General features: G+C 43.5%; 18 protein-coding genes. 10 read left to right on the top strand and 8 right to left on the bottom strand.

Features of this window, described 5'->3' with window-relative positions:
• Positions 1–51: 51 nt before the first annotated feature.
• Together F542_RS09735 and F542_RS09730 are read right to left on the bottom strand one after the other, a co-directional pair.
• Positions 52–1,092 carry a Gfo/Idh/MocA family oxidoreductase gene (locus F542_RS09735; RefSeq protein ID WP_015431670.1) on the bottom strand — a complete coding sequence of 347 codons (1,041 nt, stop codon included), beginning with the start codon at positions 1,090–1,092 and terminating at the stop codon, positions 52–54.
• A gap of 195 nt (positions 1,093–1,287) precedes the next feature.
• Positions 1,288–2,172, bottom strand: coding sequence for a LysR family transcriptional regulator (locus F542_RS09730; RefSeq protein WP_015431671.1), 885 nt, complete (start codon positions 2,170–2,172; stop codon positions 1,288–1,290).
• Between the two features lie 194 nt (positions 2,173–2,366).
• On the opposite strand from F542_RS09730, the gene F542_RS09725 reads away from it, so the two are divergent.
• The 7 genes from F542_RS09725 to F542_RS09695 all read left to right on the top strand — a co-directional run bounded on the left by F542_RS09725 (position 2,367) and on the right by F542_RS09695 (position 10,050).
• On the top strand, positions 2,367–2,993 hold the full coding sequence (locus tag F542_RS09725) for a flavodoxin (protein WP_015431672.1): 627 nt from the start codon (positions 2,367–2,369) through the stop codon (positions 2,991–2,993).
• A gap of 131 nt (positions 2,994–3,124) precedes the next feature.
• Positions 3,125–3,802, top strand: coding sequence for a DUF4405 domain-containing protein (locus F542_RS09720; RefSeq protein ID WP_015431673.1), 678 nt, complete (start codon positions 3,125–3,127; stop codon positions 3,800–3,802).
• A gap of 131 nt (positions 3,803–3,933) precedes the next feature.
• Complete coding sequence (locus tag F542_RS09715; RefSeq protein WP_015431674.1) at positions 3,934–4,776, top strand: aldo/keto reductase; 843 nt, start codon at positions 3,934–3,936, stop codon at positions 4,774–4,776.
• 1 nt (position 4,777) lies between these two features.
• Positions 4,778–5,890 carry an alpha/beta hydrolase gene (locus F542_RS09710; RefSeq protein WP_015431675.1) on the top strand — a complete coding sequence of 371 codons (1,113 nt, stop codon included), beginning with the start codon at positions 4,778–4,780 and terminating at the stop codon, positions 5,888–5,890.
• A 162-nt stretch (positions 5,891–6,052) separates the two neighbouring features.
• Entirely contained in the window at positions 6,053–7,120 is a 1,068-nt protein-coding gene (locus F542_RS09705; protein WP_081601329.1) for an alpha/beta hydrolase, read from the top strand.
• 12 nt (positions 7,121–7,132) lie between these two features.
• Positions 7,133–8,233, top strand: a complete 1,101-nt coding sequence (locus F542_RS09700) for a cupin domain-containing carboxymuconolactone decarboxylase family protein (protein WP_015431677.1) — start codon at positions 7,133–7,135, stop codon at positions 8,231–8,233.
• Positions 8,234–8,412: 179 nt separating this feature from the next.
• Positions 8,413–10,050, top strand: a complete 1,638-nt coding sequence (locus F542_RS09695) for a carboxylesterase/lipase family protein (RefSeq protein ID WP_025267430.1) — start codon at positions 8,413–8,415, stop codon at positions 10,048–10,050.
• Positions 10,051–10,256: 206 nt separating this feature from the next.
• On the opposite strand, the gene F542_RS09690 is transcribed toward F542_RS09695, so the two are convergent.
• From F542_RS09690 to oxyR, 4 genes are read right to left on the bottom strand one after another with little or no spacing between them, the layout of a single operon-like run.
• Positions 10,257–11,279: a lipoate--protein ligase gene (locus F542_RS09690; protein WP_025267429.1), complete on the bottom strand. Its 1,023-nt coding sequence runs from the start codon at positions 11,277–11,279 to the stop codon at positions 10,257–10,259.
• A 22-nt stretch (positions 11,280–11,301) separates the two neighbouring features.
• The gene (locus tag F542_RS09685; protein WP_025267428.1) at positions 11,302–11,817 is read right to left on the bottom strand and encodes a protein disulfide oxidoreductase; all 516 of its coding nucleotides are present in this window, start codon (positions 11,815–11,817) and stop codon (positions 11,302–11,304) included.
• Positions 11,814–12,434 (bottom strand): HTH-type transcriptional repressor FabR, encoded by a 621-nt coding sequence (gene fabR / locus F542_RS09680; protein WP_015431681.1) that lies wholly within the window; start codon positions 12,432–12,434, stop codon positions 11,814–11,816. The genes F542_RS09685 and fabR overlap by 4 nt, the downstream gene beginning before the upstream one ends.
• Positions 12,431–13,321, bottom strand: coding sequence for a DNA-binding transcriptional regulator OxyR (gene oxyR / locus F542_RS09675; protein WP_025267427.1), 891 nt, complete (start codon positions 13,319–13,321; stop codon positions 12,431–12,433). Before oxyR ends, fabR begins: the two co-directional genes overlap by 4 nt.
• A gap of 162 nt (positions 13,322–13,483) precedes the next feature.
• Here oxyR and murB point away from each other — a divergent pair, with 162 nt between their 5' ends.
• Together murB and F542_RS09665 are read left to right on the top strand one after the other, a co-directional pair.
• Positions 13,484–14,509 carry a UDP-N-acetylmuramate dehydrogenase gene (gene murB / locus F542_RS09670; RefSeq protein WP_042365731.1) on the top strand — a complete coding sequence of 342 codons (1,026 nt, stop codon included), beginning with the start codon at positions 13,484–13,486 and terminating at the stop codon, positions 14,507–14,509.
• Positions 14,506–15,306: a biotin--[acetyl-CoA-carboxylase] ligase gene (locus F542_RS09665; RefSeq protein ID WP_025267425.1), complete on the top strand. Its 801-nt coding sequence runs from the start codon at positions 14,506–14,508 to the stop codon at positions 15,304–15,306. The genes murB and F542_RS09665 overlap by 4 nt, the downstream gene beginning before the upstream one ends.
• Positions 15,307–15,415: 109 nt before the next feature.
• On the opposite strand, the gene F542_RS09660 is transcribed toward F542_RS09665, so the two are convergent.
• On the bottom strand, positions 15,416–16,552 hold the full coding sequence (locus tag F542_RS09660; protein WP_015431685.1) for an RNA-guided endonuclease InsQ/TnpB family protein: 1,137 nt from the start codon (positions 16,550–16,552) through the stop codon (positions 15,416–15,418).
• A gap of 196 nt (positions 16,553–16,748) precedes the next feature.
• Entirely contained in the window at positions 16,749–17,612 is an 864-nt protein-coding gene (locus F542_RS09655) for a YicC/YloC family endoribonuclease (RefSeq protein ID WP_025267424.1), read from the bottom strand.
• An 81-nt stretch (positions 17,613–17,693) separates the two neighbouring features.
• On the opposite strand from F542_RS09655, the gene rph reads away from it, so the two are divergent.
• Positions 17,694–18,407, top strand: coding sequence for a ribonuclease PH (gene rph, locus F542_RS09650; RefSeq protein WP_015431687.1), 714 nt, complete (start codon positions 17,694–17,696; stop codon positions 18,405–18,407).
• The last annotated feature ends 192 nt before the right edge of the window (positions 18,408–18,599 follow it).

Genomic DNA, 18,599 nt, shown 5'->3' with positions numbered 1-18,599 from the left:
GTTAGTACGATATAGGATTAAATCAAGTTTATCTCGAAAAAATAGTGCAATTTAAATAGTCACTTTCTGCCCTAATTTGGCACTTTCAAATGCGGTTTCAATAATTTGTAGCACGAAGGCAGCTTGTTGGGCAGTGACTAATAATGGCTGTTCTCCTCTGATTGCTAGGAAGAGATTATCGTAAAAATCTTTGTAGCTGGTAGGAGCGTTTGGATAAGCTTTACGTACCACTTCGCCTGCAATTTCCGTATGCAAAATGCCCCAATCCGATTCGTCTTCGCTATTCCAATCTCCAATAGGCTGAATGCCTTGCGCTAAACGGTTTTCTTGTTGATCTACTTTAGCTTTTACATATGATCCTAGTTTTCCATGCAGTGCAAATGCATTACCTGCTTCACGTACATATTTACCTGCGGCACAAACTACTTTTAAACCACTTTCGTAGTAAAGGTGAATATCAAAATTATCATCGGAAAGCGCATCATCGTGTTGATAGCGAATATCAGCAAACACGGCTTGTGGTTTACCAAATAAATATACCGCCTGATCAATTAAATGTACGCCTAAATCATATACTAGCCCTGTGCCTTGTTCGCCTGTTTCTTTCCACGCTTTAACATTTTTCGTTTTGGTATAGCGGTCAAAGCGAATCTCGCAATCGACAGGCTCACCCAATAAACCTTGCTCCAACAGTATTTGGGCGGTTGCAGGAGCACTATCCCAACGGCGGTTTTGAAACACTGTGAGTAGCACGCCTTGTTTTTTTGCAAGCTCGGCAAGTTCAAACGCTTGTTTAGCTGTTGCTACTAAAGGTTTCTCCACTAGTACGTGCTTGCCAGCAAGCAATGCGGATTGCACCATTTCATAGTGAGTTTGGTTAGGGGTTGTAATGATGACTAGCTCTATTTCAGGTGTAAGCAATGCCGCAAAATCACGTACAATTTCGGCATTGGGGAAAAACTCATGGGCGCGTTCACTGTGACGTTCAAGCACTTTTTTTACTGCAAAACGAGTATCAGCAGCAAGAAATGGGGTGTGAAAAACTCGGGCTGAATAACCAAAGCCCGCAATGGCAACATTTAGAGTTTGCATAGATTTCTCCAATTAAAACAAGCGGTAGGATTTTAGCGGAATTTTGCAAAAATGTGTTTAAAAGGCGAAGTTTTTATTGATAGCTAGGTTTCGTCTAGCTATAAGTTATTGTGTTTTATGTACGGGATCGCTAAAAGCCCGAGCCGTAATATTTTTATTTTGGCATCAAGCAATCATTACTTTACTGCATGAGTATTACACTTTTAAAACGTCCACCAACGCCCGAAAGAGCGGCGATCCTTGTCGGCGATTAGGATAATAGAGATGATAGCCCTCGTAGCTGATAGCATAATCAGCCAGCACTTCTATCAATTCTCCGCTGTTTAGTTCTTTTGCCACACTGTCTTTCGGTGTCCAGTTTAACCCTTGCCCATTCAAACAAGCATGGTTCATCAAACGGCTGCTCCCCACAATCAAATTACTCTGCGGTTGAATTTTATGCATTTTGCCATCATGCATTTTAAATTCCCACGCCATAATTCCCCCCAATGTCGGCAAACGGAAGCGGATACAGCGATGATTTGCTAAATCATCGGGGTGTTGTGGCATACCGTATTTAGCGAAATAGTCAGGCGAACCCACGACACACATCTGCATTTCATCAGAAATTTTCACCGCAATCATATCTTTTGCCACATCGCTACCTAAACGAATGCCAGCATCAAATCCTTCCGCAACAATATCCACAAATTTATGATCGCTAATCAACTCTAATTCCACTTCGGGATAAGTTTCAATAAAACGTTGAAATTTTTCCCACAATACAAAGATAAAAGCGTGATCGTTGGCATTGATTCGCAACCGCCCTTGCAAGGTATCCCGAAAATGGCTTAAATCGCTTACGCACTGATCAATATCGCCCAGTAATGGCAAAAGTTGCTGATAAAGTTGTTCGCCCGCTTCGGTCGTGGAAGTACTACGAGTGGTGCGATTCAGCAACGTGGTTTTCAGACGTACTTCCAAATTTTTAATCGTATGGCTCAACGCCGAAGCCGACACCCCAAGCAACGCTCCTGCTTTGGTAAAACTCCTATGCTGTGCTACCAATACAAAAGCACGCAGATCGTTAAGGTTTTCCATATTATTTTTCCAATTATTGAATTTAATTCATAAGCCTATCAATTTTACTCTATCTAATCAAAATAATCTTAACGATTTATACTTATTTAAATTCTATCAATCGGCAAATAAAGCCTGCCAGTTAAAAATCGCTGTTAGTGGCTTTATTTGTGGTGTTTTGTATCATCGTAATAATGTAATGATGGAGAATTAAAATGAATTTTTTTGCAAAAACAGCACTCAGTTTAACCGCTTTACTTGGGGCAACAGCACTGTCGGCTAACCCCTTAATTATCTACTTTTCACAGCCTGAAAATTACACCGCTGAGCAACTGGTGGATGGCGTGTCAGGGGCAAGTAAATTGATTAAAGACGGCGAAATACTCGGGGCGAACGAATATCTTGCCAAAGAGATTCAGAAAACCGCAGGGGGCGAACTGTTCCGTTTGGAAACCGTCAAGCCTTACCCCACCACGCACCAGCCGTTATTGGATTACGCCCAAAACGAGCAACGCCAAAACATCAAACCCGAATTAAAAGCCCTGCCGAATTTGGACGGTGTGGATACGGTATTTTTGGTGTACCCGATTTGGTGGTATAAAGCCCCGATGGCGTGGTACAGCCTGCTTGAACAAACCGATTTCAGCGGCAAAACCATTGTGCCGGTTGTCGGACACGGCGGCAGCCGTTTCAGCGGCACGGATCGTGAATTGAAAAAATTAGCCCCGAATGCTGTCGTCAAAGACGGTTTTGAAGCCTACCTACACAAAAGCGTGCGTGCCGAACCCCAAGTAGAAGCGAAACTGGCGGAGTTTTTGCAAAAGAACGGGTACGCTAAATAATTTCCCAGCCTTGCACGAGCCGTGCAAGGCTCTATAAACCTAGCCCCGTTGGGGCTATTTTCAATCGGCAAAAGCCGCAGAGCGGCTTGATTTACCGAACCCGGTACGGCTCCGTGCCGGGCAGTACCAATATGAAGAAAAAATACCTTTTCCAACTCGCCCAAGATCTCATTATGACGGCAGTGTTGCTGTCATTATTCGGCTATCACCTATATGAAGAAATCACCCACGAATGGCTGGGGCTGGCGTTTTTCGCCCTGATTATTTCCCATTTAACACTCAATACGTGGTGGCTGAAAAAGCTGTTTACAGGCAAATACAACGGCTATCGAGCCTTTCAAACCACCGTAAATTTTGCCACTTTTTTGCTGTTTTTAACCGCTTGTATCAGCGGTATTCTACTCTCTAAGCACCTGTTTGCCGAAATGCCGTTCCACCTAACCGATGATTTCACCCGCAAAATCCATATGACCAGCACCCACTGGCTGCAAATTGCTGTCGGCGTGCATTTAGGGCTACATTGGAAAGCGATTACCAACCTATTCGCCAACGCCTACCGTTTGAATCTGGAACACTGGCTGGCGAAATACCTAATCCCCAGCTGCTGGGCGATTATCGCCGCTTACGGCTTTTGGGTGTTTGCCGAACGGGAACTCTTGCCCTATTTACTGATGCAGGTGGATTTTGCCTACTTCGATCACAACGAATCGCAAGCGGTCTTTTATTTTGATTTTTTTGCAATGTTGATTGCGGTGGCTTATGCAACACGGATTGGCGTGTGGGTGATGTTTTTTCGTATTAAGGAATAAGACTCTGAAAGATTGTTGAATTTAATTCACAACCCCATCAACTTTACCCCATCTAATCAAAACAATCTTCACGCTTTATACTTATTCCCAGTCAATCAATCGGGGCAAAGTGCCTCTAACAGGAGAAAACAATGGAAAAAGTGATTTTAAACAATGGCGTAGAAATGCCGATGATTGGGTTTGGGGTGTATCAGGTGTCTGACGATGAAACGGAAAAAGCGGTGTTACAGGCGTTGCAGGCTGGTTATCGTTTGATTGATACTGCTGCGGTTTATGGTAATGAAGCAGGTGTAGGACGAGCGATTAAAGCCAGTGGTATTCCTCGTGAAGAAATTTTTGTGACCACCAAACTTTGGATTCAGCGTGAAAACGGCTACGAAGGTACGAAAAAAGCGTTGCAGGATTCCCTTGACCGTTTAGGGTTGGATTATGTGGATCTCTATTTAATGCACCAGCCGTTCGGCGAAGTACACGAGCAGTGGCGGGCAATGGAAGATCTCTACAAAGCAGGCAAAGCACGGGCGATTGGTGTGAGCAATTTCCATATGGACAGAGTGATGGATTTGATTACCTGCCGTGAAATTATGCCGGCGGTCAATCAAATTGAAACGCACCCGTTTTATCAGCGAGAAGCGGAAGTGACGTTTCACAAAGAATTGGGCATTGTGCAACAAGCGTGGGGACCACTTGCCGAAGGGAAATTTGAGATTTTCAGCAACCCAGTGTTGGGCAAAATTGCCAAAAAACATGGCAAATCAGTGGCACAAGTGGTATTGCGTTGGCTGAATCAACGGGGCGTGGCGATTATTCCAAAATCGGTCAAAGCGGAACGCATTGCCGAAAACCATACAATTTTGGATTTTACGCTCGATAGCCAAGATCTTGCCGATATCGCCACCCTTAACCGCAACGAGATTATTTTTGATCACCGTGATCCGAAAATGATCAAATGGTTAGCTGAATTTAGAGGATAAAATGATGAAAAAATCTCTTCTTACTACACTTGTTATTGGGCTGTTGGCAACTCAAACCGCTTTTTCCAAAGCACCGTTAATCATCGCCGAACAAGGCAGTTTTGCTGTGGGTGGTACGGTGAAAACCAGCGAGGGCAGCTACACGCCTGTTCCTGCGGAAATTGCCGACAAAAACAGTGCGTCATTTTGGGACGCTTATGGGGCAAGCGTGAAATCAGGCGGAATGACCTTGCACGGCGATCACGCTTCTGTTTTTTACCAAATCCCTGATAAAGCAAAATCAACACCGCTTGTCTTTTTGCACGGCTACGGCGGCTCAATCCGCACTTGGCAAACCACACCAGATGGGCGGGAAGGCTTTGATACGCTCTTTTTACGCAAAGGCTACCCGATCTATTTAGTCGATCAGCCAAGAAGCGGGCTGGCGGGCAAAAGCACCGAAAAAGCCGAAATGGGTGCAGTGCCTGATGAGCAATTTTGGTATGCCCAATTCCGTATCGGCGTTTATCCTGAAATGAATAAAGGCGTGGCATTCCCTGCGGACAAAGCGGCACAGGAACAATTTTTCCGCTCAATGACTCCTGCCACAGGGGCGTTTAATGTGGGCGTGATTACCGACAGTATGGCGAAATTGTTTGAAAAAACAGGCGACGGCGTGTTCGTTACCCACTCCGCAGGTGGGGTCATCGGCTGGACAACGGCAATGGCAAGCGACAAAGTGAAAGGCATTGTGGCGATGGAACCGGGCAATTTTCCTTTCCCCGAAGGCGAAGTACCGCCAGCGTTAAGCAGCAAATTCGGCGATGTCAGCCCGATGAGCGTGCCGTTTGAGCAGTTCAAAAAACTCACGCAGATCCCGATAGTGATCTACTTCGGCGATTTTATTCCCGAACAATTAGACGGCACACAGGGCGGCGAGCAGTGGTTTATCCGCAAAAAGCTGGCGGAACAGTGGGTGGAAACAGTGAATAAACACGGCGGCAAAGCCGAAGTGATTCACCTGCCGAAAATCGGCATTAAAGGCAACACCCATTTCCCGTTTTCCGACTTAAATAACACCGAAGTGGCGAACGAAATGGCAAGATGGCTGAAAGCCAACGGTTTGGATAAATAACGGTGCAAGCGGTCAGATTTTGCAGATTTTTTGCAGGATTTGGCCGCTTTATTATTGAATTTAATTCACAAGCCTATCAACTTTACCCTATCTAATCAAAATAATCTTTTTCTTTATACTGCTTTGCATTAAATCAATTCAGCTATGCAACAGGAGAAAACGATGAAAAAATCTTTCCGTAAAACCTTATTCGCAACCCTTTTGGTTTCATTCTTATCAGGAGGCGTTATGGCAGCCGATTACAAACAAAATCCATTCACATTAACTTATGATAATGCGATTACCGAAAATGTCGCAGGGCAAGTGAACATTCAACCCGTAAAATACACACAGAAACAAACTGGGATTGAAGTCGCGGCGAATGTTTACACACCTGCCGATTTTGATCCGACTAAGAAATATCCGACGATTGTCGTGGCACACCCGAATGGCGGTGTGAAGGAACAGGTGGCCGGCTTGTATGCTCAAAAACTGGCGGAGCAAGGCTATATTACGATTGCCTTTGACGCCGCTTATCAAGGCGGAAGCGGCGGTGAGCCTCGCTATACCGATAAGCCGCAAAACCGCATTGAAGATATTCGTGCGGCGGCAGATTTTATTTCGCTATTCAAAGGGGCGGATACCGAACATTTAGGTTTATTGGGCATTTGCGGTGGCGGCGGTTATTCCATTAAAGCGGCACAAACGGACAAACGCTTCAAATCCGTTGCAACCATTTCTATGTTCAACACCGGTGATGCGCGCCGTAACGGTTTTATGCGTAGCCAAGTTGATACTATTCAACAACGCCTTGCGGACGCCGCTGCAGCACGCTTGAAAGAAACGGAAACCGGCGAAGTGGCTTACACCCCGGCCTTCGGTAGCGGTTTAACGCCTGAACAGGTGGCGGCTTTGCCGTATGATATGTATCGTCAAGGTTACGAATACTATGCCCAAACCCACGCACACCCTAATTCGCAAACCAATAGCACGGTCAGCTCGCTTTTAGATTTAATGGAATTTGATGTCAATACCAATGTGGAGTTGATCAATCAGCCGTTGCTGATGATTGCAGGCGAAAAAGCCGATAGTTTGTATATGACCGAAGAAGTGTTCGCCAATGCAAGCGGTACGCAAAACAAAGAATTGTTCAAAGTGCCGAATGCGACTCACATTGAAACCTATTGGAAACCCGAATATGTAAAACAGATTTCCGAAAAATTAACCGAATTTTTCGGTAAAAATCTATAAGGATGATCGCTGATGAAAAGATTATTTTTGACAACCGCCCTGATCGGGGCGGTGGCTTCCCCCGTATTTGCCGATGACGCACAGACATATCATCACTACGAAAATTATCAATGGAATACTGCCCCTGCCGAGCATTTTTCAGGTCAGGCACGCTTTACCCGATTGCCAAGTCCTGAAAACAGTCAAGACGGTTACGCTATTGTGGAATTTCAGCCCAATACCATTACCGACTGGCACACCCACTCACAGGGGCAATATTTGATCGTGACCGAAGGCGAAGGCTACACTCAGGAATGGGGTAAACCCGTTCAACACATCAAAAAAGGCGATGTAGTTTGGTGTCCGCCGAATGTGAAACATTGGCACGGTGCAACGCCGTTTAGCCGAATGAGCCACATCGCTATCGCCCCGAATGCCAAAGAGAATAAAGCGACTTGGCTGGAAAAAGTGGAACGAGAGCCGCTTGAAGTGCAAGATTTGCAAAAAATCAGCCAAAATACACCGCTTGCGGAAGGTCAATTAGCCATGGTCAAAATTGCTTATTTCACCGCACAGGGTAAATTAGAACCGTTGAAAAAGGAACTGATCGAGGCCTTAGAACAAGGTTTAACCGTGAGTGAAATCAGCGAAGTCTTTACTCATCAATACGCTTATGCAGGCTTTCCCCGTGCGTTAAACGGGCTTTTGACTTTCCAAAATTTGCTCAAAGAGAGAGCGGAAAAAGGCATTAAAGATGAGCAAGGGAAGCCTGCTACCCCAACGAACGGGCAAGACCACTATACAAACGGTACAAAAATGCTAGGCTTACTTTCGGGCAATACGCCAGCAGAAACTTTATGGGGGGCGGACGGTGTGGACTACGCATTAAAAGCCCACTTATTCGGTTATCTATTCAGTCGGGATAATCTCAGCCCGTTAAATCGTGAATTGGTCAGCGTCGGGACTTTAATGGCATTAGGCGGGCAGGAAGCCCAAATGCGTTCGCACATCAACATCAGCCATCGTTTAGGCTTGCCGAAAAGCGAGCTGCAACGGATTGTGGATTTTGTGGCAACGCAAAATAGCGAATTGGGCAAATCGGCACAGCAAGTGTTGGATGCGAATGTGAAATAAAGAAGCAAGGGAAAACAAGCGGTCGGATTTTGCCGTTTTTTTGCAAAAGCTGACCGCTTGATTTGTCATTTCTTATTCAATTATTGAATTAAATTCACAAAATTATCAAATTTACCCCAGTTAATCCGCACAATTATTTTCGCTACAATGAACACATTCGCTAATCAATGGAGTTTACTATGTTAAAAAAACTTTCACTTTCATTCTTAACCCTTTCTCTTTTCTCTCCGCTTGCCCAAGCGGAAATTCAGGCAGGACACGGTATTGCGGTGGTGCAAACTGCACAAGGCACGGTGCAGGGCTATATTCAAGACGGCATTTTGACTTACAAAGGCATTCCCTATGCCACAGCACAGCGTTTTATGCCACCGCAAAAAGTGGAAAAATGGGACGGCACACGCCTAGCCATTCGCTATGGCAATATCTGCCCACAAAATGCGATGAACCCGATGAACACTTTTCTGTTTTCGGGCGGACAATTTTCTCAAAGCGATGAATGCCAAAATCTGAATGTTTGGACACCCGCTATTCACGATGGCAAAAAACGCCCTGTAATGGTGTGGTTGCACGGTGGTGGTTTCCAAGCAGGCAGTGCGGTGGAAAGCGATACTTATCACGGAGAGAATTTGGCTCGCAGTCAAGATGTGGTTGTGGTTTCAGTTAATCACCGCCTGAATGTGATGGGGCATTTGGATCTGTCGGCATATGGCGAACAGTATAAACACTCGGCAAATTTAGGCGTGCAAGATCTGGTGGCATCGCTGGAATGGGTGAAAGCCAACATCGCTCAATTTGGGGGCGATCCTGAAAACATCACCATTTTTGGCGAAAGCGGTGGCGGTGCAAAAGTGCTTACCCTAATGGCAACCCCATCAGCACAGGGCTTATTCCATAAAGCGATTGTGCAAAGTGGGGCGGTAGAAGGAATGGGGGCAACGCTACCTAATCAACAAGCCAGCCGTCGTGTGGCAGAACTTACCTTGCAAAATTTAGGCATTGCGAGTAATGAGTTAGAAAAACTCAACAATATCCCCTTTGATGAGTTAGAAAAAGCATCTAATCAAGCATTGAAACAAACTGCCGAAGAGCAAAAAATCCCAGCCTTGCGTGGTAGTGGCTATTCGCTTTCGTGGTCGCCTATTTTGGATAACGGCTATATTCCACAACAACCCGTAGGCGAACAATATCCTGCGATGGCAAAAGAGATTCCGCTGTTGATCGGCTCAAATTTCAGTGAATGGGAGAGTTTTCCGTTGCAACTGGATTTTGGCAAAAGCCTAGCGGATAACCGCAACACTTGGACAAACGAACAAATCCAGCAGAAATTAAACGCCCGCTTTGGCAAAAAATCCGCTGACATTCAAACCGCATTTAAACAAGCCTATCCAACACGCAATGTGGCTGATGTGTTGTATGCGGATACTTTTTTACGCTTGCCGGCGATTAAAACCGCTCGCTTAAAAGCCGATCAAAAAGGGGCAAATGTGTATCACTACCTGTTTAGCTGGGACACTCCTGTCATGGACGGTATTCCAATGAGTTATCACACCGCAGAAATTCCGTTTGTGTTCAACAACATTGAAAAAGCCCAATTTGCCACAGGTGGCGGCGAGCAAGCGAAAAAACTCGCCCAAACAATGAGTACCGCTTGGGCAAACTTCGCTAAAACAGGTAATCCAAATGGTGGCGATTTACCGCAATGGGACGCTTATAACCGTGAAGGTGGGGCAACCATGATTTTTGATAATCACATCAAACAAGTTCATCACCACGATGAGGCCTTGTTAAAACTGCTTGCACCGAATGCCAAGTTTTAAATATGGTAAACAAAGGTAGGCAATTATGCCTACCTTGTTCATAATTAGAGATCTCAATGAAAATTTCTGGCACAGTGGAAAAATTGAGTCGGTAAAGAAAGAAATTTGGCTTGAACAACGATTTAACAGCTTGTTTGGGCATATCAATTCCAAGCGGTTAAATCTTGGTAAAATTTTACAAAATTTTCACCGCTTGCATGCTTTGTTTATTCATAAACACCGTTTACTAAAAGCTCAGCGAGTGCTTCAGCTTCAATATTGCCAAAATAGTGTTTTATATCAATTTGTTGGAATACATTGAGTACCGCATTTTTTTCATATTTTACGTTTGTAAGAGCGAGCTCTAAGTCATTAATTTCACCCATTCCAAAAAAATCACCGTAAATTCGAATGGCTTTAATGTACCCTTGTTCAACATTTAATTTATATTCTACTAATCCTGCTGGGAATTTCTGTGCATATTCAAGGCTAAATTCTGGTGATTTACCATAATTCCAATCCCAGTTCGCAAATCGTTCTTTACGAAGTTGATGTACTTTTTGCCAATCATCATCGGTGAGTACATATTCTTTAATATCTTGGCGATTTTCGACACCAAAAATTTGGAGTAGTAGATGGTCACGAAATTCAAATGTATTTAACGATTGGTACTCTGATGCTAGGTAGGGCTTGATATTGGTAACCCGTTTACGGATAGATTGGATACCATGTGATTCAATTTTTTCTTTGCGAGGCTTGAGTGCGCGAGTCACTTCTTCTAAATCAGAATCGAATAAGATTGTGCCGTGCGCTGTCATGCGATTGCCTTTGGCATACATGGCATTGCCTGAGAATTTTTTTCCGTCAATGAGTAAATCGTTACGGCCTTGTAACGAGGCTCCTGTTGCACCGAGCTGATGCAATGCTTTAATGACGGGCTGGGTGAAACCAGCAAAATCGCCAATTGAGCCGTCATTATCTTTAATGAAACAGAAATTGAGGTTACCCAAATCGTGATATACCGCACCACCGCCAGACATTCGGCGGACAACTTGGATATTTTTTTCATCTAGATAGGGTTGATTCACCTCTGCAACAGTGTTTTGGTGTCGCCCAACGATAATAGAAGGGGCGTTGATATAGAACAGTAAAATAGGCTCATCGACTAAACGGTTTTCTACCAGATATGTTTCAAGCGCGATATTGAGTGAGGCATCGGTAATGTCGCTGTTACCACTGACAAAGTACATAGCTTTTCTCCTTTTTAGGTCTTTAAATGAAACTAGCTAACCACACTCTAAATTTTAGCCCCCAATAGCTAGTATAGCCTGTAGTGTGGTTGATGATTTTACCGTCTTTAATAATTAAAATAGTTGGCGTGGCTTGAATATCCCAAGCGCGCGAAAATTCTCCCGTTGGATCATTTAAACTAGCAAAAGTGTAGCCATTATGGCTGAGATAGTGTTGTACTTCTTGGTCGTTACCTGATTTTAATGCAACACCTAATACCGCTAATCCCTCTTCAGAAAATTGTTGAATAGTCGGTGAAACAAATTCACAAAAATGACACCAACTTCCCCAGAAATAGAGCAACATAGGTTTGTCATGGCTAAGTTGAGCAATTACTTTAGGCTGTTGTTGGATATCGTATTGCACCAGCTGCTCAAATTGAGCGGGTGCGCTTGGCTTGCGATACCAGTCCATCATGATGCTCATAATGATAAACAGGCTACCAAAAAGAAAAATATTTTTGATAAAGGTGCTGATTAGCGAGTTTTTCTTACTCATTTTTCTTTCTCAATTTGGGCATAACAAGCGGCGCCACGTGCAAGCATTCTTAATTGTGTTACTACGCGCTGTTTTAATTGTTGCCGTTCATTGCTATTCATATCTAATGCATGTGAACCAGCAGTAAATACCAAGGTGACAAGCCCATCAGCCTCAACATAGGCAAGTTCGCGGCTCACTTTATTTTTGCTTTGAATATATTCTGCTAGTTCAGCGACAAAATGCTGAATTTCTCGGCTGGCTGCGGTACGGAATGCTTGAGAAGTGCCAGAACTTTCACGTAGCAGCAAGCGGAACATATTTGGGCGTTCTTCGATGAACTCAAAGAAGGTTTCCACCGAAATGACCACCACGCTACCACCTTCTTCCAAACGCTTACGGGCTTGGCGCATGAGCTGACGCAGAATCAAACCAGATTCATCCACCATGGCTAAACCCAGTTCATCCATGTCTTTAAAGTGGCGATAGAATGAGGTCGGTGCAATGCCCGCTTCTCGAGCGACTTCTCGCAAACTTAAATTTGAGAAACTTTTTTCAGCAGAAAGTTGATTAAATGCGGCATCAACCAATGCTCGACGGGTTTTTTCTTTTTGTACAGCTCGAATTCCAATGCTCATTGTGCCTCTTCCATAATACGTTGAATCTCTTTTGCTAAACGTTCGTAACGGACACGTAATGGTGAACCTGGACGGTAAATTAAACCAATCGCACGGTAAGGCTCCGGCTCGTTAAAGTGAATATACTGTACGTTTTCCGTGTGTGAGATTTTAGTGGCAAGCTCAGGAATAAATGCTATACCAGAGTTAGCCGCAACCATGTGGCGCAGTGTTTCAATACTATTTGCTTTAAAGTGTTCGTTCTCTTTTGCACCAACCGATAAGCAATAATCCATAGTTTGTGTTTTTAAGCAGTGTCCGTCATCTAACATCAACATTTCTTTATCGCGTAATTGGTGTAAATTAAGTTGCGATTGGTTTGCCCACTCATGTTGTTTAGAAACACCTAATAACATTTTTTCGCGGAAAAGGGGAATTTCAATAAACGCTTCGCTCTCTTTACCGAGTGCTAGGATTCCGCAGTCAAGTTGCCCAGATTCAAGCTGTTCAATGAGCGTATGTGTTTGCAGCTCGTAAATATAGAGCTCCAGCTCAGGGAAACTTTTTTGCAAGATTGGTAGAATAATTGGCGAGAGGTATGGGCCTAAAGTCGGAATAATTCCGATATGTAGTGGGCCAGACATCTCTTTGCCTTGATTGCTTGCCATCTCTTTGAGAATTTTGACTTCACGCAAGACTACTTTCGCTTGTTCTACTAACATTAAACCTGCCTGGGTGAATAGCACCTTACGGCTAGTGCGCTCCAATAAGATAGTACCAAGTTCATCTTCAAGCTTACGGATTTGCCCGCTCAGTGTCGGTTGGCTCACATTGCAGAGATCGGCAGCTTTGCGGAAATGTTTTACATCAGCAAGGGCGATTAAATACTCTAAATCTCGGATATTCATCGTTTTCTGTCCTGTAAAGAATAATTTGCCGATTATGGCATATTTTAAACAGAATTACTCGTTTTTGATTTTGCCAGAAATAGGCTAAACTTAACGATATTTTGAATGATATTTACCTTCTAGCTGCCTATCGTGGCAGAACAGAAGGTAGAAGGAAAAATTATGCAATCTCTCACTCCATTCCATACGTTTCATTTACCTGCTAAAGCTCGTCAGATTATTGATATTCACTCCGCAGCACAGTGGTTTGATGAGTGGCAAAAAGCTTATCGAGCTGGATTGCCCATTCTAATGCTTGGGCAGGGTAGTAATGTACTGTTTTTAGAAGACTTTGATGGTGTCGTTTTACGTAATCAGCTCAAAGGTATTGAGCATCAACAAGATGAGCATTTTCACTATCTCTATGTGAAAGGTGGTGAAAATTGGCACGAATTAGTGCAGTGGACATTAGCACAACATATTCCGGGTTTAGAAAATCTTGCATTGATTCCAGGTTGTGTGGGATCGGCTCCTATCCAAAATATAGGGGCTTATGGCGTTGAATTTGAAAAAGCATGTGATTTTGTTGAAATACTCAATCTACATACTGGAGAAATCTCCCGTCTGACGCGAGCGCAGTGCCAATTTGCTTATCGGGAAAGTATTTTTAAGCATCAATATAAAGATAGCTATGCGATTATTGCGGTAGGGTTGAAATTAGCCAAAGCGTGGCAACCTGTGCTGACTTATGGCTCTTTAACTCAATTTGATCCGCAGACTGTGACAGCGCAACAGATTTTCAATGAAGTTTGCGCTGTGCGTGCGGCCAAGCTACCTAATCCTGATGAATTTGGTAACGCAGGGAGCTTTTTTAAAAATCCTGTGGTCGATTTTGCAAAATTTGCGCAAATTCAGACCGCTTACCCCAATATACCGCACTATCCGCAAGCTGATGGTTCAGTTAAAGTTCCTGCTGGTTGGCTGATTGATCAGTGTAACTTAAAAGGTTTCCAGCTTGGCGGGGCAGCAGTGCATACTCAGCAAGCATTGGTACTAATCAATAAAGAAAATGCGCTAGGTCGTGATGTGCTTGCCTTAGCTAAAGAAGTTCGCCGTCAGGTGCGAGAAAAATTTGCTATTGAAATTCACCCTGAAGTACGCTTTATGGGGCGACATGGCGAAGTGGATAGTGAGCAGGTAACGCGATGAATTTACTTAATCAAGCTTATCTCCAAAAGACCTTGCCATATGGTGAAGTTGTCGTATTTGATGAAATTAATTCAACGAATGAGTACCTACTCAATCATTGTAATGAATTGCGCTGCGGTTCAGTCTGCCTTGCAGAAACCCAAACGGCTGGACGTGGGCGGCGAGGGCGACAATGGTATTCGCCAGTGGGACAAAATCTCTATTTCTCCATGCTATGGAAGTACTCACTACCGCAAAATGAACAGCTTTCTTCACTTAGCCTTGTCGTTGCCTTGGTAATTGCGGAAACATTTAATGAGCTTGGAGTAGCAGATATTCAAATTAAATGGCCAAATGATATTTACTATCAAGGCAAAAAGGTGGGTGGGATTTTAATTGAGAGCAAGGTGGATCGTAGTGGTATTGCGATTGTGATCGGCATCGGCTTGAATTTAGCTATGAACGCTATTGATCCCGCTATTGTGAATCAACCGTGGGCAGATTTAGCGAAATATCATTTTGATCGCAATGAATTAGCGGCAATGCTTGCTAAGCGCCTACAGCAAATGCTAAACGAGTTTCCCCAAGTACCGCTTGGCAATTATTTAACGCGCTGGAGACAATTTGACTGTTTTTATCAACAACCGGTTAAACTCGTGACAGCAGTTGCTGAAATCCACGGTATTGCACAAGGAATTAATGCAAATGGTGAGCTACTGCTTGAGAGTGAAGGCAAAGTACAAGCTTTTGCCATTGGAGAAATATCACTACGAAGTGTTGACATCCTCCCCCGCCTAAAGTCGGGGGATTCCTACTAGCTCCCGACCACTTAACAAGTGGTCGGGCTACTCTCGGTGGGTTTCTACTGCTGATCTCTATTGAGATTCACTTCATAGACGCTTCGGGTATGCCCTACCCTGATATTTCTTATGCTTGGACTATCGCTTGCCCACGTTCCAATACGTTTATCGCCCCAACCACATCGGCATTTTTCGCATAGCCACATTCTACACATTCAAAATGTACTTGGGTTTCACGGTTTTCTTTTGCCGTATGCCCACAACAAGGACAAGTTCGGCTGGTGTTTTGTGGTAGTACGGCAACCAAAAATCCGCCTCGCCACTGCGTTTTGTAGTCTAGTTGTCGTCTAAATTCAAACCAAGACTGATCTAATATCGCCCGGTTTAAGCCTGATTTCTGTTTCACATTTTTGCCCTGTTCTTCCACTGTGCCTTTTGCCGATTTGGACATATTCGCTACTTGCAAATCTTCAACGTAGATCATGGCGTGGTTTTTGCTGATTTGAGTTGAGATTTTGTGCAGAAAATCTTTTCGGCAGTTAGCAATTTTGTGATGCAACTTGCTGATTTTGGCTTTCAGTTTTTGCCAATTTTTACTGAACTTCACTTTGTTTTTGAGCTGTTTTTGCAGTTTTGCCAGTTTTCCTTTGTAAGTTTTAAATGCGTTCAAAGGCTCAAAAAATTCGCCGTTGGAAAGGGTTGCAAAGCGTGCAATGCCCATATCAATGCCGATTTCTCCGCCTTTGTGCGTTGGAATTTCCTGTTCAAATTCTGTTTGAATACTCACAAAAAAGTGTCCGCATTTCATTGAAACAGTGACATTTTTTACTTCCCTAACAATTTCACGACTGTTGCGATAACGCACCCAACCGATTTTCGGCAGATACAAGCGGTCGTTTTTCTGCTCAATTTTGCAACCTTGCGGAAAACGAAAGCTCTCTTTTACGCCTTTTTTCTTGAATTTTGGGAAATCTGCATGCTGTTGAAAGAAGTTTTTAAATGCACTTTCTAAGTCTTTTAAAGACTGTTGCAACACTTGAGAATGGCAATCTTTGAGCCAAACTAACTCTTTTTTCCATTGCGGAAGTAGGTTAGCTAATTTGGTATAACTGAATTTGTGATGGTTATCCTGCTCGTATTGTTCATTTTGCCAAGCCAGTGCCTTGTTAAACACAAAGCGAGAACAGCCGCAAAACTGCTTAATTTTGCGGATTTGTTCTCCATTTGGTCTGATTTCAAACTTAAAGGCTTTGCGTAGTAGCATTGGAAAATGAAAAATGAGTGGTTTGGGAATGGTATATTTTTACAGTTGATTATTCAACTGACAAATTGCTATTTTGCTTTAAAACGGCTTTGCCGTTTGCGCCTTATATCCACGCCCTAAAGGACGTGGTTTTACGGCACGGTTAGATAAATAGCAAGGTTAGCTAGGAGGCAAGAGCGCCTCCTAATTTTTTTGCTTATTCTAAATTCTGAATTTGCTCACGCATTTGTTCAATCAGCACTTTTAACTCAACCGCTGAGTTAGTAATCTCTGCATTAATTGATTTGGAAGCGAGGGTATTCGATTCACGATTTAATTCTTGCATCATAAAATCTAATTTACGTCCAACTGCACCACCTTTTTTCAGAATAGACATCGTTTCTTTCACGTGCAATTGGAGGCGATCTAACTCTTCAGCCACATCCACTTTCTGCGCTAAGAGCACCATTTCTTGCTCTAAACGGCTAGGGTCTAATTGCAAATTCAGCTCCTCAAAGCGTTGTTGTAAGCGATCTTTTTGCCATTGCAGCACTTCCGGCATTTGCGCTTGTACTTTAGCCGCTTCGTGAGCGATAGCGCTTAGACGTTGCTCAATTAGATTTTGCAGATTTTCACCTTCTCTCGCACGCATAGCGATGAAATCTTGCAGAATTTGCTCAAAGCTTTCCAGTAAATCTTTACCGATTTGGTCGAGATCTTGTTGCTGAGAATCAACCACACCAGGGAAACGTAATAGATCGACAAGGTTAATCTCGCCTTCATTCGCTGTTTCTTTTAGCCATTGGAGCGACTGAATAACTTGTTTAGCATACTCTTGATTAAGGGATAAGCCATTGTTTTGATTATTATTTAATTCGATGCGCAAACTACATTCTACTTTACCGCGAGTGAGTGCTGCCCGTAGGCGTTCACGCAAGCTCATTTCTAAATGGCGGAATGATTCTGGCAGGCGAAAGTAGGTCTCTAAAAAACGTTGATTAACGGAACGCATTTCCCATACGGCGTTACCCCACTCTTTTTTAAGCTCTAGGTGGGCAAAAGCAGTCATACTGTAAATCATTGTACTCTCTCATTTTGTTACAAAATTCGGATATATTGTACTAAAATAGCCGTTGTTTTAATAGCAAGAAAAGGAGAAGCCATGCGCCCGAATAACCGTGAAAATCATCAAACCCGTTCTGTTACGATTACACGTAACTATACTCGCTATGCTGAAGGCTCAGTGTTAATTGAGTTTGGTGAAACCAAAGTGCTGTGTAATGCGACAATAGAAGATAAAGTGCCACCATTTTTAAAAGGTAAAGGGCAAGGTTGGGTAACGGCTGAATATGGCATGTTGCCACGCGCAACACATAGCCGTACCCAGCGTGAAGCAGCAAAAGGCAAACAGACTGGACGAACCATGGAAATTCAACGTTTGATTGCCCGTTCACTACGCGCAGTGGTGGACTTAGCAAAACTTGGCGAACGTACGATTACGGTTGATTGTGATGTGATTCAAGCCGATGGTGGTACTCGTACAGCTTCGATCACTGGCGCATGTGTTGCGTTACATGATGCATTAAATAGTTTAGTTGAAAAAGGCGCATTGAGCGAAAGCCCAATGAAAGGTTTGGTTGCCGCAATTTCAGTAGGGATTGTGGAAGATACCCCTGTATGTGATTTGGAATATGTTGAAGATTCCAATGCGGAAACCGATATGAATGTGGTGATGGTCGAAGATGGTCGCTTCGTTGAAGTACAAGGTACGGCAGAAGGAGAACCATTTAGCCACAATGAATTGTTAGTCCTATTAGATTTGGCAAAACAGGGCTGTGAGCAGTTATTCGCAGCACAGCGTGCGGCATTAGCTTAATTAGGTATTTGAGTAAGCGGTCTATTTTGCAGAAAATATTGCAAAATAGACCGCTTGGCTTTGTCACGTGCGACATATTGCAGAGATTATCGGCTATTGAACAGAACTTGTTTGGCATTTATCAAGATCTGCATCTGAAATAATGAAAAATGGCAGCGCTTTCTTTATACTAATGGGTTCATTTATTCCAAT

The organism is Bibersteinia trehalosi USDA-ARS-USMARC-188 (genome assembly GCF_000521725.1).
Taxonomy (GTDB): Bacteria; Pseudomonadota; Gammaproteobacteria; order Enterobacterales; family Pasteurellaceae; genus Bibersteinia; species Bibersteinia trehalosi.
This window is presented reverse-complemented; position numbering and strand designations above follow the sequence as displayed.

Excerpts from the sequence above, each read along its gene's own strand:
- F542_RS09660 (WP_015431685.1), bottom strand. The coding sequence starts at position 16,552 with ATGCTACTACGCAAAGCCTTTAAGTTTGAAATCAGACCAAATGGAGAA.
- murB (WP_042365731.1), top strand. The coding sequence starts at position 13,484 with ATGCAATCTCTCACTCCATTCCATACGTTTCATTTACCTGCTAAAGCT.
- F542_RS09735 (WP_015431670.1), bottom strand. The coding sequence starts at position 1,092 with ATGCAAACTCTAAATGTTGCCATTGCGGGCTTTGGTTATTCAGCCCGA.
- F542_RS09690 (WP_025267429.1), bottom strand. The coding sequence starts at position 11,279 with ATGTACTTTGTCAGTGGTAACAGCGACATTACCGATGCCTCACTCAAT.
- rph (WP_015431687.1), top strand. The coding sequence starts at position 17,694 with ATGCGCCCGAATAACCGTGAAAATCATCAAACCCGTTCTGTTACGATT.
- F542_RS09725 (WP_015431672.1), top strand. The coding sequence starts at position 2,367 with ATGAATTTTTTTGCAAAAACAGCACTCAGTTTAACCGCTTTACTTGGG.
- F542_RS09655 (WP_025267424.1), bottom strand. The coding sequence starts at position 17,612 with ATGATTTACAGTATGACTGCTTTTGCCCACCTAGAGCTTAAAAAAGAG.
- F542_RS09695 (WP_025267430.1), top strand. The coding sequence starts at position 8,413 with ATGTTAAAAAAACTTTCACTTTCATTCTTAACCCTTTCTCTTTTCTCT.
- F542_RS09730 (WP_015431671.1), bottom strand. The coding sequence starts at position 2,172 with ATGGAAAACCTTAACGATCTGCGTGCTTTTGTATTGGTAGCACAGCAT.
- F542_RS09720 (WP_015431673.1), top strand. The coding sequence starts at position 3,125 with ATGAAGAAAAAATACCTTTTCCAACTCGCCCAAGATCTCATTATGACG.
- fabR (WP_015431681.1), bottom strand. The coding sequence starts at position 12,434 with ATGAGCATTGGAATTCGAGCTGTACAAAAAGAAAAAACCCGTCGAGCA.
- F542_RS09710 (WP_015431675.1), top strand. The coding sequence starts at position 4,778 with ATGATGAAAAAATCTCTTCTTACTACACTTGTTATTGGGCTGTTGGCA.
- F542_RS09665 (WP_025267425.1), top strand. The coding sequence starts at position 14,506 with ATGAATTTACTTAATCAAGCTTATCTCCAAAAGACCTTGCCATATGGT.
- F542_RS09700 (WP_015431677.1), top strand. The coding sequence starts at position 7,133 with ATGAAAAGATTATTTTTGACAACCGCCCTGATCGGGGCGGTGGCTTCC.
- F542_RS09685 (WP_025267428.1), bottom strand. The coding sequence starts at position 11,817 with ATGAGTAAGAAAAACTCGCTAATCAGCACCTTTATCAAAAATATTTTT.
- oxyR (WP_025267427.1), bottom strand. The coding sequence starts at position 13,321 with ATGAATATCCGAGATTTAGAGTATTTAATCGCCCTTGCTGATGTAAAA.
- F542_RS09715 (WP_015431674.1), top strand. The coding sequence starts at position 3,934 with ATGGAAAAAGTGATTTTAAACAATGGCGTAGAAATGCCGATGATTGGG.
- F542_RS09705 (WP_081601329.1), top strand. The coding sequence starts at position 6,053 with ATGAAAAAATCTTTCCGTAAAACCTTATTCGCAACCCTTTTGGTTTCA.